The sequence below is a fragment of the Cupriavidus necator genome, assembly GCF_016127575.1.
Taxonomy (GTDB): Bacteria; Pseudomonadota; Gammaproteobacteria; order Burkholderiales; family Burkholderiaceae; genus Cupriavidus; species Cupriavidus necator_D.
Window position 1 is genome coordinate 449,235 of sequence record NZ_CP066019.1, and the last position, 14,790, is coordinate 464,024.

15 protein-coding genes and 1 pseudogene are annotated in these 14,790 nt (G+C 60.3%); 4 read left to right on the plus strand and 12 right to left on the minus strand.

Annotation, left to right across the window (positions count from 1 at the left end; translation table 11 throughout):
• Positions 1–12: 12 nt before the first annotated feature.
• The 3 genes from I6H87_RS21055 to I6H87_RS21065 all read left to right on the plus strand — a co-directional run bounded on the left by I6H87_RS21055 (position 13) and on the right by I6H87_RS21065 (position 2,148).
• Positions 13–633 (plus strand): glutathione S-transferase, encoded by a 621-nt coding sequence (locus I6H87_RS21055; protein ID WP_011616615.1) that lies wholly within the window; start codon positions 13–15, stop codon positions 631–633.
• Positions 634–651: 18 nt separating this feature from the next.
• Positions 652–1,113, plus strand: coding sequence for a type II 3-dehydroquinate dehydratase (locus I6H87_RS21060; RefSeq protein ID WP_010812539.1), 462 nt, complete (start codon positions 652–654; stop codon positions 1,111–1,113).
• A 78-nt stretch (positions 1,114–1,191) separates the two neighbouring features.
• Entirely contained in the window at positions 1,192–2,148 is a 957-nt protein-coding gene (locus I6H87_RS21065; protein ID WP_011616616.1) for a 2-hydroxyacid dehydrogenase, read from the plus strand.
• A 218-nt stretch (positions 2,149–2,366) separates the two neighbouring features.
• Here the strand turns inward: I6H87_RS21065 and I6H87_RS21070 are convergent.
• From I6H87_RS21070 to hxsA2, 5 genes and pseudogenes are all read right to left on the minus strand, one after another.
• A pseudogene (locus I6H87_RS21070) lies at positions 2,367–2,468 on the minus strand (P-II family nitrogen regulator); the annotation flags it as partial.
• A 99-nt stretch (positions 2,469–2,567) separates the two neighbouring features.
• The gene (gene hxsC, locus I6H87_RS21075; RefSeq protein ID WP_231881488.1) at positions 2,568–3,587 is read right to left on the minus strand and encodes a His-Xaa-Ser system radical SAM maturase HxsC; all 1,020 of its coding nucleotides are present in this window, start codon (positions 3,585–3,587) and stop codon (positions 2,568–2,570) included.
• A 146-nt stretch (positions 3,588–3,733) separates the two neighbouring features.
• Positions 3,734–5,197: a His-Xaa-Ser system radical SAM maturase HxsB gene (hxsB, locus tag I6H87_RS21080; RefSeq protein ID WP_011616618.1), complete on the minus strand. Its 1,464-nt coding sequence runs from the start codon at positions 5,195–5,197 to the stop codon at positions 3,734–3,736.
• Entirely contained in the window at positions 5,194–5,484 is a 291-nt protein-coding gene (hxsD, locus tag I6H87_RS21085; RefSeq protein ID WP_041687975.1) for a His-Xaa-Ser system protein HxsD, read from the minus strand. Before hxsD ends, hxsB begins: the two co-directional genes overlap by 4 nt.
• A 58-nt stretch (positions 5,485–5,542) precedes the next feature.
• Positions 5,543–5,839 carry a His-Xaa-Ser repeat protein HxsA2 gene (gene hxsA2 / locus I6H87_RS21090; RefSeq protein WP_011616619.1) on the minus strand — a complete coding sequence of 99 codons (297 nt, stop codon included), beginning with the start codon at positions 5,837–5,839 and terminating at the stop codon, positions 5,543–5,545.
• A gap of 794 nt (positions 5,840–6,633) precedes the next feature.
• Between hxsA2 and I6H87_RS21095 the strand changes: the two genes are divergently transcribed.
• Positions 6,634–7,860, plus strand: a complete 1,227-nt coding sequence (locus tag I6H87_RS21095; protein WP_011616620.1) for a hypothetical protein — start codon at positions 6,634–6,636, stop codon at positions 7,858–7,860.
• A gap of 392 nt (positions 7,861–8,252) precedes the next feature.
• On the opposite strand, the gene I6H87_RS21100 is transcribed toward I6H87_RS21095, so the two are convergent.
• The 7 genes from I6H87_RS21100 to I6H87_RS21130 all read right to left on the minus strand — a co-directional run bounded on the left by I6H87_RS21100 (position 8,253) and on the right by I6H87_RS21130 (position 14,347).
• The gene (locus I6H87_RS21100) at positions 8,253–8,474 is read right to left on the minus strand and encodes a DUF1484 family protein (RefSeq protein WP_041687977.1); all 222 of its coding nucleotides are present in this window, start codon (positions 8,472–8,474) and stop codon (positions 8,253–8,255) included.
• 311 nt (positions 8,475–8,785) lie between these two features.
• The gene (locus tag I6H87_RS21105; protein ID WP_011616621.1) at positions 8,786–9,283 is read right to left on the minus strand and encodes a hypothetical protein; all 498 of its coding nucleotides are present in this window, start codon (positions 9,281–9,283) and stop codon (positions 8,786–8,788) included.
• 232 nt (positions 9,284–9,515) lie between these two features.
• The gene (locus I6H87_RS21110; RefSeq protein ID WP_011616622.1) at positions 9,516–10,202 is read right to left on the minus strand and encodes a hypothetical protein; all 687 of its coding nucleotides are present in this window, start codon (positions 10,200–10,202) and stop codon (positions 9,516–9,518) included.
• Between the two features lie 192 nt (positions 10,203–10,394).
• Positions 10,395–12,758 carry an acetamidase/formamidase family protein gene (locus tag I6H87_RS21115; protein ID WP_041687979.1) on the minus strand — a complete coding sequence of 788 codons (2,364 nt, stop codon included), beginning with the start codon at positions 12,756–12,758 and terminating at the stop codon, positions 10,395–10,397.
• A 97-nt stretch (positions 12,759–12,855) separates the two neighbouring features.
• On the minus strand, positions 12,856–13,047 hold the full coding sequence (locus I6H87_RS21120; protein WP_010812533.1) for a DUF1427 family protein: 192 nt from the start codon (positions 13,045–13,047) through the stop codon (positions 12,856–12,858).
• A gap of 32 nt (positions 13,048–13,079) precedes the next feature.
• A complete protein-coding gene (locus I6H87_RS21125; RefSeq protein WP_010812532.1) occupies positions 13,080–13,289 on the minus strand; it encodes a XapX domain-containing protein in 210 nt (69 codons plus the stop codon).
• Positions 13,290–13,321: 32 nt separating this feature from the next.
• Entirely contained in the window at positions 13,322–14,347 is a 1,026-nt protein-coding gene (locus tag I6H87_RS21130; RefSeq protein WP_010812531.1) for an acetamidase/formamidase family protein, read from the minus strand.
• Positions 14,348–14,790 lie beyond the last annotated feature (443 nt).

The window sequence follows — 14,790 nt, forward strand, 5'->3', positions numbered from 1 at the left end:
ATCCAATCAAGCATGCTGAAACTTCTTTTCGCTCCGACCTCGCCATTCGTGCGCAAGGTCATGGTCTGCGCACACCTGACGGGGCAGGCCGAGAACATCGAACTGCTGGACAGCGCCGCCCATCCGGTGCGGCGCGACCCGCGCATCGCGGCCCACAACCCGCTCGCCAAAGTCCCGACGCTGCTCCTCGAAAATGGCCAGGCCATCTATGACAGCCGGGTGATTTGCGAGTACCTGGCCAGCCGGGCAGACGCCGCGGACATCTTTCCCGCCTCCGGCCCCGCGCGGTGGACGGCCCTGACCCGCCAGGCGCTCGGCGATGGCCTGCTCGACGCCGCGCTGCTCGCGCGCTACGAACGGACCGCGCGCCCCGAGGAAGTCCAGTGGCCCACGTGGCGCGAAGCGCTGCTGACGAAAGTCAGCGCCTGCCTCGAGTCAATCGACGCCATCGCACCGGACCTGGCGGAAGAACAGCCCACCATCGGTGAAATCACCATCGGCTGCGCGCTGGGGTATCTGGACTTCCGGTTTCCCGAACTCGATTGGCGCGCCCGATACGGCAACGCGGCACGCTGGAATGAGGCTTTCCAAAGCCTGCCCGCCATGCTGGCCACGCGCCCCCACGAAGGTTGAGATAACAGAGGTCAGAACATGAGCGAGAAGATCACCATCTGGTTCCTGAACGGCCCCAACGCCAATCTTTATGGCCTGGACGCCAACAAGACCTACGGCAGCGACAGCTTTCCGGTGCTGCAGTCACGATGCGAGCAAAAGGCCGCGTCGCTGAATGCCGACCTGCGCTTCTTGCAGTCGAACTACGAGGGACAGCTGGTCGACTGGATCCAGGAAGCGCGCGGCGTGGCGGACGGCATCATCATCAATGCGGCCGGCCTGACCTACTCGTCGATTCCGATCCTCGATGCCTTGCTGTCTTTCCCCGGCAAGATCATCGAAACCCATATGAGCAACATCTGGAAGCGCGAGCCGTTCCGCCACCACTCCTACATCTCAAAGGTGGCGGATGGCGTGATCGCCGGGCTGGGCGGCGACGGCTACGAATTCGCCATCGAGGCCGTCACGCGGCTGGTGCAGAAGGGCAGAGCAGCGGTCTGATTTCCATGCGCACGCGGAACGGCAGCAGGATGTACTCTCGCTGCCGTCCTTGCCATTATTCTCAAGGCAGTTGCCAAGATGCCAATTTCTGAAGACACCCCCTCGGGCGCGCTGGCTTTCTACAGCGCCTTCGACGATTTCGACACGTGGAAGCGCGCGCTCCAGGCCCAGCTCCCGAACCTGAAAGTCATTCACTCCAGCAAAATCACCCGGCCAGCCGACATTCACTACGCGCTCGCCTGGAAACCGCCGGAGAATTTCTTTGCCGAAATGACGAACCTGCGCCTGATCGTCAATCTGGGAGCGGGGGTTGATTCACTGGTCCAGCGGCAGGATCTTCCCCAAGGCATTCCCATCACGCGGCTCACGGACCCGCAGATGGCGCGCATGATGGCGGGATACGTGCTGTTCTCCGTGCTGCGGCACGCCCGGGACATCCCGTACTTCGAGCAGGCGCAGCGGCGGGGTGAGTGGGCCTACCGTCATCCCCGTTCTCCGGAAGACATCCGCGTGGCGGTTCTGGGGCTCGGTCAGCTGGGCGCGAAAGCGGCCCACGAACTGCAGCGCCAGGGGTTCAAGGTGATCGGCTGGTCGCGCAGCCCGGCGCAGATCGAAGGCGTGGAATGCTTTGCCGGACTGGAAACGCTCGACACCGTGCTAGGACAGGCGGACATTGTCGTCGTGATGCTGCCGCTCACGCCGCAGACGGCTGGCATCCTGGATCGGGCGCGACTCGAGCAGCTGCCGCGAGGCGCGGCCTTCATCAACGTTGCGCGGGGCGCACTGGTCGATCAGGCGGCGCTTACGGACCTGCTCCAAAGCGGCCACATTGGCGGGGCAACCTTGGACGTTTTCGAGCGCGAACCTTTGCCTGCCGGGGATCCGCTGTGGAGCATGCCTAATGTGCTGATCACACCCCATCTGGCTTCGGTGGCGATTCCGTCGTCTGCGGCGAGGCAGATTGCGGAGAATATTGTTCGGGTTTCTGCCGGCGAATCGCCGGATAACATCATTGATCCAGCACGCGGATATTGAGGTATGGGCTACGTCCGGTGCAATGCGCCGGACGCGTGGAAGGGATGAGAGACGCGATCAAAATGGAGCGAAGCGGTTCTGGCTAGGGGGCGAAGCAGGGGACTTGGATCGCGAGGCGAATTGTTCCAATGCCGCTGTGCCAGGGTGGCGGCAGACAGTACAGGTAGTCCGGCGAGGCCACGCAACAATGACAGATCATTTTGATCGCGTCTCCAGCGTCAGACTGCCGCTTCTTCCTGCTCACCCGTATGAATGCGGATGACGCGGTCGATCAGCGTCACGAAAATCTTGCCGTCGCCGATCTTGCCGGTAAGCGCAGCTGGCGCCCGACCTCGTACCGAGTCACCTTGCAGTGAGAGCCGCCAAGCCGTCAGTGGACCACCTTTTGGCCCCCCGTGCGCAAGTTCCCCAACTATGTCCTAAGCAAATGGTCGAATCGATTTGCTGTAGCCGTTCCGGATGCCTGATGAGAAGAACCCGCCGCACTCCGCCTTTCGCGCACAGGGCTCGCATTCTGGTGCGTATTCGTTCTTCCAGTCAGAGATGGACTTGACATATGCTGGCTCGACATCCGCATTCACCAAGCAGAGTTGATGGTTATACACAGACGTCTTGAGTCCATAGCTTCTTAGAATCCCGACAGCCGTACTAAGCTCCGTCTTGTAGTCGGCGGGGTCGATCCAGAGCGCATCCAGGTTCGCGCGGGTGAACCCGGTCATTTCCAATCCCATTAGCGCGACGTGGTCGACAAACAGAAGATTCCGGGCAATGAATTCTGAAAGCGCAGGCAGACCTTTATAGGTTTGCTTGTGGACCACAACACGAATCTCAACTTTCTGATTCAGGCGTTTCAGATTCAGGATGCCTCGAATTGTTTCATCAAAGGCCCCTTCGGCTTGGACAACGTAGTCATGACGTGCCGGGTCGGCCGAGTAGACTGGGATGCCTATCATCACATCGGGATGCTGAACTGCTGCATATTGTTCAGCAAACGCCGCGGCGGCGAATGTTCGCCCGTTCGACAGGATGTGCAGGGAGGTACGTGGTAGCCAGTTCCTAATTTGATGAAGCAGATCGATGAATCCGTCGCCGAACAGCGTTGGTTCTCCGCCTGTAATGCCCAGCGAACGCGTGTTCCGCGGAATCAGGCGAACGGTCTCCATGGCCTCGTCCAGCAACCAGCGGTCATCAACCTTCTTCGGTGGCTGCGAACACATCAAGCAATAGTTGTTGCACTGCTCTGTAAGCAGGATGCTGTTGTGGTTGGACTCCGCCCGGAAAAGCGCTCTGATCCTACCGTCGCCGGTCAAGCTGACAACATCGCCCTCAGCCAGGTAAGAGAACTCGTCGGTCAACAGGGTGCAGGGGATGTCATCGGTCAGGCTCGTCGGCCGTTCGTTGAACGCGAAATAGTGAGCGAAGCCGGTGGGGGCCGGCACATTAGATCGGGACAGGTAAGCCCTTGCCCCCCTCAATGGGAGTGGAAGGGCAGGATTCGTACTGAGGCTGAACTGCCGCCGAGGTGCCGGCGATTGCGGCTGTGGAGCCTTCTCCTCGGCGAGGCGGATAACGCGTCCTGAAAGTGTTAGCATCGATTCACCCACCGCATGAAAATTTCCCTGGCTGCTTCGTCATTGCGCATCTTATCGAGCAGGTACTTGGTAATCCCCATGACGCGCTTGCAGAAGTCGGACTCCGGCTTCCGTCCAAGAACGTCGCCATACATGCCATGGTGAAACACAGGGTCGGATCCACACCACGGCTCGAACGCACAATCGCTACACATTGGTGCAGACGCCGTGAAGGAGTCTTCGAGGGCCGTCAGTAGCGCGTCCGCGGTGAATATTTCCTCGTAACTGTTCTGATGAACATTACCGATGCGGAACGTCGTGTCGCCCATCTCACGCAGCATGCGGCTCTCGTCAGACGCATAGACGTCACCGTCGTAGTTAAACACGACGGCTGCGATGCCGGCGCCTGCAGGAGTCATCAGATCCACAAAGCCAGGGTCTTCGGCCGACATCATCTTGGTCAGCAACAGGGTGGAGTAGTACTCGGTGAAGGGCGTTCCTGCCTTGTTGAGGGCGAGGATGTAGTCCATTCCCTCTTTGTAGAATTCGAGCCACCGTTCGGTGTTGTAGGCCTGAAAGCTCTTCGTCTTGAGCGCAAAGCCGTAGGGGGAGAGATGGCGCAGAAAAATACCGTCGAAGCCATGCTTGAGGTATTCGTCGATGATGTCGCGGACGCGATTCAGACTTGCCGGCGAAGTGGTCATCAGCGCGGATACCGAGTCGTAGCCCACCATGTCGCGGGCGCGCTTGAGGCCTGAGACAAAGCGCTCGTGACTGTCCCGACCGGGACGCGGCCGGTTCTTGTTATGCAGGTCCGCCGGGCCATCCAGGGAGGATGACAGGAAGATCTTGTGGTCGCGACAGAACTCCAGAATCTCATCCGTGGCCAGCGACAAGGTTGTGGTGATAACAAACTGGAGATCCCGGCCTTCCACTTTGTTTATTTTCTCAGCCTTTTTCACTACATATCGAATCAGCTCGAAGTTCAGTAATGGCTCACCACCTTGAAACTCAATTTTTATAGCGGGGTTCGGGGAACGGAAAACGAGGTCCAAAGCCTTGTCCGCTGTCTCCGGTGTCATATCGAAGGCCGCTTTGTTCTCCGACTGGCGAGAGACTTGGCAATACTGGCAACTATGATCGCAGCGTAACGATGCGACAAATATGTGCAGATTCGTGAAGTTGGAAAGCTTACTAAACTTGGTCCGCGTCTTCAGTGTGAGCAGTTCCAAACTAGCTTCGTCACCGGCTTCACGGAGGAAATGCCGGGATCTCAGCGTAATGTAGTCGGGGTCGCTAGGACTCAAACGATGCGCTACGAGGTCCTCAAGCTGCCGGCGAGATAAAAAAGCAAACTCGCCGACGGCATTCGTGGCCACCACATTTTCGTTATCCAGGGCTTCAAACCGAAACGGTAGTAACTGATATCGCCCCGCATTCTTGCTTTGATAGCTCTCTAGGCTGCGAAACTTATTCATTGTTGCAACCCTGTGCGCGAGAACGCGTACGCTAAAATCAGGTTTCTCGCTGCCTCTGTTTCGTTTTTTATTTGCAGGCGGAGTTGTTGGTCGAGGAGTTCACGTTTGAAGTTGGCTAGAACGTCTTCCAGTGGTGCTGCGATGCCCCCGACCAATTCAATTTCGCAAACTACGGAGGTCGGACTTTGCGAGATCAGCACCGTGAGCCGGTCTATGAATCTGTATGCCGCCTTTTGTACCGCCTCCAGGCAGTAGACGGCGGAATCTAGTTCCAAACGTGTTGTCATGGGGACCTTGGAGGAGCCGACCCACGAGGAGTCGGCTATGAAATGTGTTTGTTTCTGCTTAGTACCGGCTGGAGTAGTGCGACGAATGCGACCGGTGCGACGAATGTGATGAGTGCGACTGATGCCACGCCATCAGCTTTCCCTCATGGGCGTCCGAGCGCTTCAGGATGAAATTGAAGACGTCGCCGGCAGAGTCTGTCACTGCGATTCTTTCGAGAGATTTGGCGTCAATCGAAGTGGTCGATGAAGCATCAACCGAATGTGTCGGCGCTTGCGACGGCAGCTGCGCTGCAGTGGCGCCCTGCGCCGCAAAACCTGCGGCGACTGCCGCAAATGTTTTGAGGAACCCCTTCATACCGTCTCCCTTTTTATTAGTCCGCCTCTCTAGAAATTCAGCCTGCGGATGTATAACCCATTTGAGTTAAATTCCTCCCATTTGTACTAAATGGGAGGCAAGGCGTATTGGCCGTGTAAGGTCTTGGTACACCTTGTAAGGAAGTGTAACATCCGATTTTTGAATTGGCGGCATAAGGTGCTATGTGTGCTTTGTTATGCTCTCGCACATGTGGTTTTTGACAAGAATCCTAAATCGAAAGTGGATACCGAGGCGCTTTGGAAGTTCTGCGCTTATGATCGATCGACGTGCGACATCGGAAGCCCATCCCGAGTGGTACCTCCGAACCTTTGGCGCGGTCCGGCCAACTCTGGACAGAAGTGCGGGGGTTGGTCGTGGATGTTCACCAGTCCGAGGCAACGGGGATTCCAACGAGATCAAATACGTCAGCCCGACCCATTGGCCACAGGCGGACGAGGGGAAGATGAATTTCCCGGGTTGCAGCCCCTATCGAGTGAATATGCTAACTGACAGCAAAGAGGTTTTCAATGCGAAGGCAAATGCTAGTCCTGCGTGTGGGAATTGACCGTGGGGGCGGGAACTATTAGGAGCCCCGATTTGCGGATCGCAGTTTTGAGTACACATTGATTCCGGAATTTAAGGTTCATCGCTGATTTCCGGGAAGGCACAGATCGGCCAAGAGCTGTCGCCACCGCAATTTGCGATGATTCAACGGGCGCGCTTGCCGTCCTCGGTGGCCGTAGTGCATCATCCCTGCCGTACAAATCCACAAGCGCCTTACGGAGCTAACGCACATGGCGTACTCGAAGTCCAGGACCAGTCTGCTGATTGCTTTTCTCATTGCGAGCAGCGCCACTTTCGCGCAGCATGAGGTCAATTTCCACGACCCCATCAATATCGAAGGCCACGTGTCGGAAAAAAATGGCCCACAACATGCAGGTGGAGCAGAAAAGGGTGGCCCGGAGGGCCCACGCGACAAGCCAGCTAACGGCCCAACCACCACGATTCAGGCTCAACCCATTGATGTAGTTGCGGAAATGTCCCGCGGTCGAATCAGCGGGAAGGATGCTGTTCCTGTCACGGTGGGAGGCGTCACCTACATGGTGTCGCCTCAAGCAAAGGCGGACCTGAAGGAATTTATCAAGACGTACAACGCGACCGGCCACGTCGGACAGCTTGTCGCTGCAGCCGCAACCCTTTTCGCAATGTTTGGACTCGTCACCGAGCCCGATCTGAGTCAGATCGATTTCAACATCGACGAGACTGTAATGGTGCTGTCGGCGCCTTCGATCTTTGCAGCAGCTTGGCGCGCCCAGGCCTTGGACTATGTTCGAGGCTACATCAATCCCAGCCGCGCCCATACCCAAGAGGGTCGCATGTGGCAGCGGATGGAAGATCTGATCCGCGAGCCGGGGAGGTATCGCGACGGCGGTATCAAGCGGGAGCCGAATGGGCAAATACAAATGCGCGCGCTGCCCGCGCAGCGGTATCGCGATGTGCCAGGCGACTATCCCCTGACGCAAGCGGACGAGGTCGAACTGGGACGGCTGATCGATAGCCTGCGACGGAACCCCATTGCCATGGACTACCTTGCTAAAACTGACGCCGTGTTGGGCATCTATACGCAGGACCCACAAGGACGGCCAAGACTGTCCGCACGAGACCAATACCTCATGAACATGGCGCTACTGCGACTCGCGCCCCAAGAGAAGACACAACTCGCACAAGCATTCTGGCGAAACACGCAGTTTCCGGCCGCACTCACGCCGGCATTCTGGTCATCCATGTCGGCCTACCTGCAGCGTGAGGAATGGGATCGCAATTCGCACATCGCAATCCTGCGTCACATGGCGGGCTTCAGCGACGACCTTGGCTTTCCGGACGAGTTGCCGAGGTATGACGATGGGTTCTGGACGAACATCGCACCAGCAGCGTTGGCGGCCACTGGGCCGATCTTCGTCTTTCCCCAGCACGGCCCGCAGGCTTGGACCTTCCACTATCCCGGTCCCGGAGGCCAGTAGCAACGCGTGCGATTCGCCCGGCCGGAGTAGCGGAACGATCGAGTTCGTCGACTACCTGCAGCCTCCGCTATACCGCGAAGGCGGGTCCTTCCAGCATCGAAACGGCGTAGGGCAACGGACGGCGGCCACCTTTGGCACCATCTTGCACGTCTCCACGACGTGTGGGTCCAAGCGCGCCTTTGTCACAGTCTGCCGTCAGAGTGCGTCCAGCGCGGGCCGCGGGCTGCTTTGGGTCGGATTCGGCCGGTTGCGACGTCAACGGCCCAGGCACTCTCCCAGAGACAGTAAGATCAATCACGCAGATCGGCGAAGATCCAAAAAAAAACCGCAGCCGAAGCTGCGGTTATTCCTTCACGCCGGAGCAACACCCCCGGCCACATCAGCACCACCACTCACTCCACCGGACAAATCTCCCCCGCCGTCCGGTCAAACTTCGCCTTAATCATCGCCACCAGACACCGGATACCAAAGCAAGCATCCGAACATTCGCTTTCCACTTCCAACAGCACTAGCACCCTGTCCAATCCAGCACTGATGCAATTCAGCGATTCGCGACAATCTTCCGGATTGGCGATCAAGACGGTTTGTTGTTTCGACGCGGTTTGCTCTTCCATTGCGAACTCCTATCAAAGTTGGAAGACCCGCCTGATGGATAAAAATGAAGGGTGGCGGGCCAGACAGCGGGGGTACCAAACCGGTCTTCACAGAGTAATCCGGCCAGCCTTTCGGCTGCCCCGCCCGGCCCGCCAAAAACTGAGGAGACGTGGACGCGCGAACTTGGCCGTATGAGACGGCCGTCTGTAAAGATCCGGGTTGGTACGCCCGATCACCGTTGTCTCGGTGATGGCTCCAGTGTTCCCATCTCTGTCGTCTGTGGCGATCAGACGATTCGCAATCTTCCGGCGCTTCGCTGTCAGGCAGTTGCCTAGCGAATCCTGTCGAACCCACCAGCAGCCCAACGCTCTGCGCTGTCCCGCGTCAGCCGAAAGTCGGGCCGCACCTTCACAGTCGCCAGCACATCGCCGAAGGAATCCTCAGCCGTGAGCGTGCCAAAGGGCTCGAATTCATCCGGCGTAATGACGAGCTTCACAATCACAGTGCCGGATTCAGACTCGATACTGACCTGCTTGTTGAGCTGCGCATGCAATTGCTGCTCATGCCGCCGGATAACCTCTGAAGCCGTCTTGACCAGCGTCTGGTGCGCAGTGGCATCCAGCGGCTTGGGATCGACCTTGTTTCGCCCCATGGTCCAGGGACCGACCAGCGCGGGCTCGGCGCTGCCGCCGCGGATCATTTCGACTGCCCAGCCGTCGCCGTCCTCGTTCTTGATGACGCGGGCGGTCCAGCCCTTGTCGCGCCAGAGGCGGGGCTCGTGGATGGCGGTGGATTCGTGCTCGGAAAGGGCGTCGTCGGTGTGGTGCATCAATCTCGTGGTACGGGTCGGGGAACCCGCGAGGATACTATAGGGGCCGACAGGCAGCGTTCGGCCGTGCGTGTGGGCGCCTGGCAGGTTGCTGAAAGACCGGCCGGCGGCGGGGTTGCTCCCCTCTTAAATGAGTTCCTTCATCAAGCGCTCGACAGTCATCGGTCGATTGGAATTCAGGAGCAATGCTCGCATTGCGGACGCACCTTCAGGAACATGCCGGAAGGTCATGCTATCCCTGATCCTTCTCGGACAGCGCGCTTTCCAGTAGCTCACGTGCCTCCCTTCCATGAAGCCAAATGCAACGCTTCCATTCTTCGGTGGCTCCGTGCCTTCCTAAATATGCCTCGCGCTCTTCGGCGGTTAAGGATTCCCAGAATGAAGACCAATAGTTATCCCACCAATATTCAATGTCGCCTTGCAGGAATCCCAGCTTAAGCGGTTCGCTAATCTCTGGAAAGGCGACCCACGGAGGCGGTGGACTTGAGTTGGCCACTACTATGCGATCCAACACGGAAGTATCGTTGGTCATCATTGATACTATTGATCCAGAAAATTCATTACTGAACGCAATGGAGATGAAAAAATCTCCAGCCTCATTGCCGCTGCGTCTTATATACAAGTGCTCATCAACTTTATCGAATCCGTTTTTAATGCCTTCGATAAGCTCATGTACCTTATTCGACTCCAGTTGAAAGTGAGCGTAAAAAGCATTTATACCCGTTCCGGGTAATAAGCTGGAAATCTCAGGGTACCTAGAAGGCCTCTTTTCAGTCGCTGATATTGGCACCATATCTAGCGGACGAGAAAATAAACCTTTCAATTCTTCCAGCGAGCGGCCGAAGCGTGCTCGGAGGGCTCGATTCCGCTCCTCGGCGATACGCCTGTGAGTCAACATGTCGCGCAATTTCTTGAGCACTTATCTCACTCCATTTGATCGACCACCCAGTCCGCGCCCGAATAACCTAGGCTTCCGCCGATGATGCCATGGCTAGCGCCGCGCCGGCAGTAGCCGGGGCGCTTGCGCTATCGATCACGGGACAGCCCATCAGGGTGCCGTTCGCGGCCAGCGTCGGATACGCATATGGGTCTTGCGCCGTGCGACAGTCTGCTAGGCGCGGCTGAACATCGACTTCCTGATAATGGCATGCACGCCCCAGTTGCCATTCACCACCTGCGTGATACCAAAATCCACTGCAACAGAGATCAGCGCAACCGCCTCATCTTCACTCAGCCCCTTGACCGACATAAGGAAGCGGCGTGTCTTGCGGAAGGCGTCGCGCATGGCGTCGTCCAGGGTGGACTTCAGGTAGATATGGCTCTGCGCCATCTGGCCCAGTTCAGCCAGGTGGTTGGGCGAGCTGAAGCCATGCAGGATCCATTCGTCGGCGGTTTCCACCAGCGGGTAGCTCAGGTCGGCGAAGGGAGCGTCGCGGTCGATCATGGTGCTCTTGTGCAGGACGAGCTGGAAGTCACCGGTCAGCGAGCATTCGATGGCCGTGCCGCACAGCTCGGAGTCTCCCTGCGAGGCATGGGGATCGCCAATCGACAGCAGGGCGCCCGGCACGGCTACCCTGAGGTAGACGCTGGCGCCCCGGGTGACGCGCCAGTTGTCCAGGTTGCCGGCGAAGCTGGAGGGCGGGATGGAGTCGATCAGGCCGTCCTGCGCCGGCGCCACGGCGATGACGCCGAAGTGGGGGCGGACCGGTATCTCGATATCGCGCAGCACGTCGTAGTTCTTGACGATGGTGTCGTGGTCGACCGGCACGCCGGGATAGTCGATGGTCGGGTGCAGCACGCCGAACGGATCGCGCTGCGGCGTCCAGCGGAAGTTGTAGACCGCGCGCGCACGGCTGTCGGCGCGTTCGCAATCGATCTCGAAGACGGTGACCACTTCGCGCTCGCGCGGCTCGGTCAGCATGTCGCGGTAATGAAAGCCCCACCAGGTCGCGGCGTTGCTGCCGAAGGCCCTGCCGGCAAAGCGCGGGTTGCAGCACGGGCGCGGGCGCACGTCCAGGATGCGCACCTCCAGCACATCGCCGGGCATGGCGCCGCGCACCGCGACCGGGCCGGTGCAGATATGCACGCCAAAGCCTTCGCCGGCGCCGCGGCCGTAGACCGACGCATCGATGGGGCCCGCGCCGCGCCGGTTGACGTTCTTCTGCTCCGCGGTCCAGTGAAAGACGCTTTCGGCGCCGGCGTCGCCGTCGATCATGCGTTCCCGGTCGTCAGAGGCGTGCTGCGTCAGGGTTTCGATGGTGACGGTGTCGCCGGGCATGACCTCAAGCACGGGCGGCAGGTCGTGGCTGAGATAGCCCCAGTGCACGGTCTTGTCCGTGGCCTGCAGCCAGTGGTGCCGGCCTTCCGGGCGGGCGGCGTGCGAGCGCGCCTGGGTGATGGGGACGATGGTGGGCGCCGCTTGCAGGCGCGCAGCAGGGCCATCGTTCGCGGGCGCGCCATGGCTAGCGGGAGCCCGCTTCGCATTGGCCGGAAGCCCGCGGGAGACATTCTGCGGTGGGCGATGCTCGGGCGTGTTCGCGGTCTGCTCACGGTAGGCGCGGGGCGAGATCCCGAACTGTTCGCGAAACGCGTGGCTGAAGTGCGAAGGGTCGTTGAAGCCCCAGCGATAGCAGATGTCGGAGACCGAGAGCTTGTCGTACTGGTGGTTCGCCAGGTCGGCCCGGCATCGCTCGAGCCGGCTGGTGCGCAGGTAGGCGGAAAAGCTGCTGCCGGATTTCTCGAAGAGCTTCTGCAGGTAGCGGGCCGACATGCGCTCGTCCGCGGCGATGGCGGCGAGGCTGAGTTCCGGCTCGGCAAGGCGTGCGTCGATGCGGCTGCAGACGCGCGCAAAAACGGCCGCGCGCGAGGGCGTCATGTCCGGCGGTGCGCTGGGCTGGCTGTCGGCCAGCGCGGCGTCAAGGCAGGCGGTGATGGTGTTGTCGAAGGGCTGGATGGCCTTGGCGTTTGCGGACACGATGGTGTCGAAGCTGGCCGCCATGGACTGGAGCAGGCGGGCAAACAGTTCAGCGGCGTCGCCGCTCAGCACCAGCGCGGAGCGAGGCAAGGGGGCCGTGATGCGTGCGCTCAGCAATGCCTGGCCGATATGCACGATCAGCATGCGGAAGCTGGTGGCCAGGGCCAGCCTGCGGGCGGCGTGTTCCGGCACGCAGACCACCTGCCCCGGCCGCAGCGGTTCACGCAGTTCCGGCGCAGCGAGGTGCGCTTCGCCTTCGGTCAGCATCAGCAGCATCAGGCCGCGGCCGTCGCCGCTGGTGATGGCCAGCGTCTGGGGGACCGATGCAATGCAGGTCAGCTCGATGCCCGCGGGGGTGGTCCGCGACTCGATCGTGCCGTGCAGGGTGTGATCGGCGCACAGGCTTTCGCAATGCAGGCGTGCGGCGCGGAGTTCGTCACGCCAGGCTGCGCCGCGCCGGTTGTGTGGATAGGCTTCGGTGGAAAAACGCAAAAGGTGCAATTGAACCTCCCTGGCATCACGCTGCAACAGCGAAAACGGGCGGACATTGCTGTCCGCCGCGCATCCAAAGCATTTCCTGCGAAGGCCGGGCCCTCCGCTAGCCGAACAGCAACTGCCCCCGCATCGCGGCCACCAGTACGAATCCCGCGAACGTGCCAAAGATGGCGAAGATCCCGCCGAGCACGTTCGGGGCCGGTATCGGTGCACGTACCGCAGTGTAGATAACGCCGGTCACCAAGCCAACGGCTGCGGCCTGCAGCTCGGTGCTGCCCAATGCAATTTCCACCATGTCATTCCCCAATCTCATGAGTTGCGCGTGATTCAGCGGCTTTCCGGCGGCCGCCCGAAGGCGATGGTCCTGCGCCACGCGTGCACGATCAGATAGCCGATGTAGGTGAAGAGGATGGCGCAGATCCCGCCGGTGACGTTTGGCGCGGGGATCGGCAGGTTCAGCCAGGAATACAGCGTGCCGGTGACCAGGCCGACAATCAGTGCAACCAGCTCGTTGCGTCCTATGTAGACGTATTGCATATGGCGCTCTCCCTTTGTATTGAGTTGACGGCTCAGCCCTTGTCCTTGGGCGGGAAGATCGAGCGCGGCATGGTGCAATGGATGCCCTGGGTGCCATCGACGACCTGCGTCACGCCGAAGTCAGCCGAGACGCTCATGAGCGAATAGGCATCGTCGCGCGAGAGTCCCTGTTGCTCGGTCAGCAGGTGGATCATGTCGCGGGCCGCGTTCTTGCCGGCTTCATCCAGGTCTTCATGGAAGCCGTGGACGACCCAGCAATCCGGCGTTTCCAGCAGCGGCGAGGGGAAGTGGAAGTCCTTGCGCAGGACCACCTGGAACAGGACGTTCAATGAGGCCTCGATGGCGGTGCCGCTGATCTCGCCGTCGCCTTGCGAGATATGCGGGTCGCCGATCGAGAACAGCGCGCCGTCGACCTGGACCGGGTAGTACATGGTGGCGCCCGCGCCGATGCGCCAGTTGTCGATATTGCCGCCATGCAGGCCGGGCTCGACGGTGGTGACGCGGCCGCGCGCGTCGGGCGCGACGCCAGCGGTGCCCAGGTGCGGGCGCACGGGAACCCGCACACCGGCCAGCGCCGGCTGCCTGCAGCATTCCCGCTCATCCACGAGCTTGCCGGGGATGGTCATCTTGCCGGGGTAGTCGAAGGCGTACAGGGCATGCGCGGTGTTGGAGCGCTGGTCCAGCTCATAGATGGTGACCCGCTCCTTCTCGAACTCTTTGTACAGCTGGCCCCAGTGCGCCGCGGCATTCGCCCCGAAACGGAAGCGCGGAATCATCTGCAGGTAGCGCACCTCCAGCACGTCGCCGGGCTTGGCGTCTTCGACATAGATAGGGCCGGTCATGATGTGCACGCCGGGGTTGCGGTCGTCGTGGGGAATCGCCCGGAAGATCTCGCGAATGGCGTCGTCCATCATCAGGTCGGGGGCATCGCCGGCATGGTGGGTTACCGCTTCGGCGCGGATGAGGTCGCCGCTTTTCACGGTCAGGGCGGGCGCCTTGGCGGCATCGAAGTAGCCCCAGTGGACGGTCTCGGGGCGGGCGGGCAGGTCGTGCAGCATGTTGTCTCCTATGTTTTCTTGCAGCCGTGTCCGCAGCCGTTCACCCGGTGAGCGGCTGGATTCGATGAGGTAATCAGGGACACTGGCTATGCGTGGCAGGCGGGGTATGCCTGGTACCGCGCGGCAGTCCTGCTGGCGCCGCGCGGTGAGTCAATACTAGGGACAGGGCGTTGCGGGGCAGTAGGGCGATTCACCCCAAACTCTTGTGTTGCTGCGTACTAAGGTAAACCCGCTGCACGATGCCGGGTCGCGGCGGGCTGTTAATTCCTGGTTGACATCGTGTCAACGATCTATGGAATTGTCGACAACGCCTTGACAGTGCGGAAGCCCGGCAGAGCCAGGGGCTGATGCTGAGGATGGCAGGGGCCCTGGGCATGGATGCCGCGCAGGTTGCGGGGCTGAAGGCCGCCGGGGGTGGTGTAAGTCGCTGTGCGGCGCCGGCG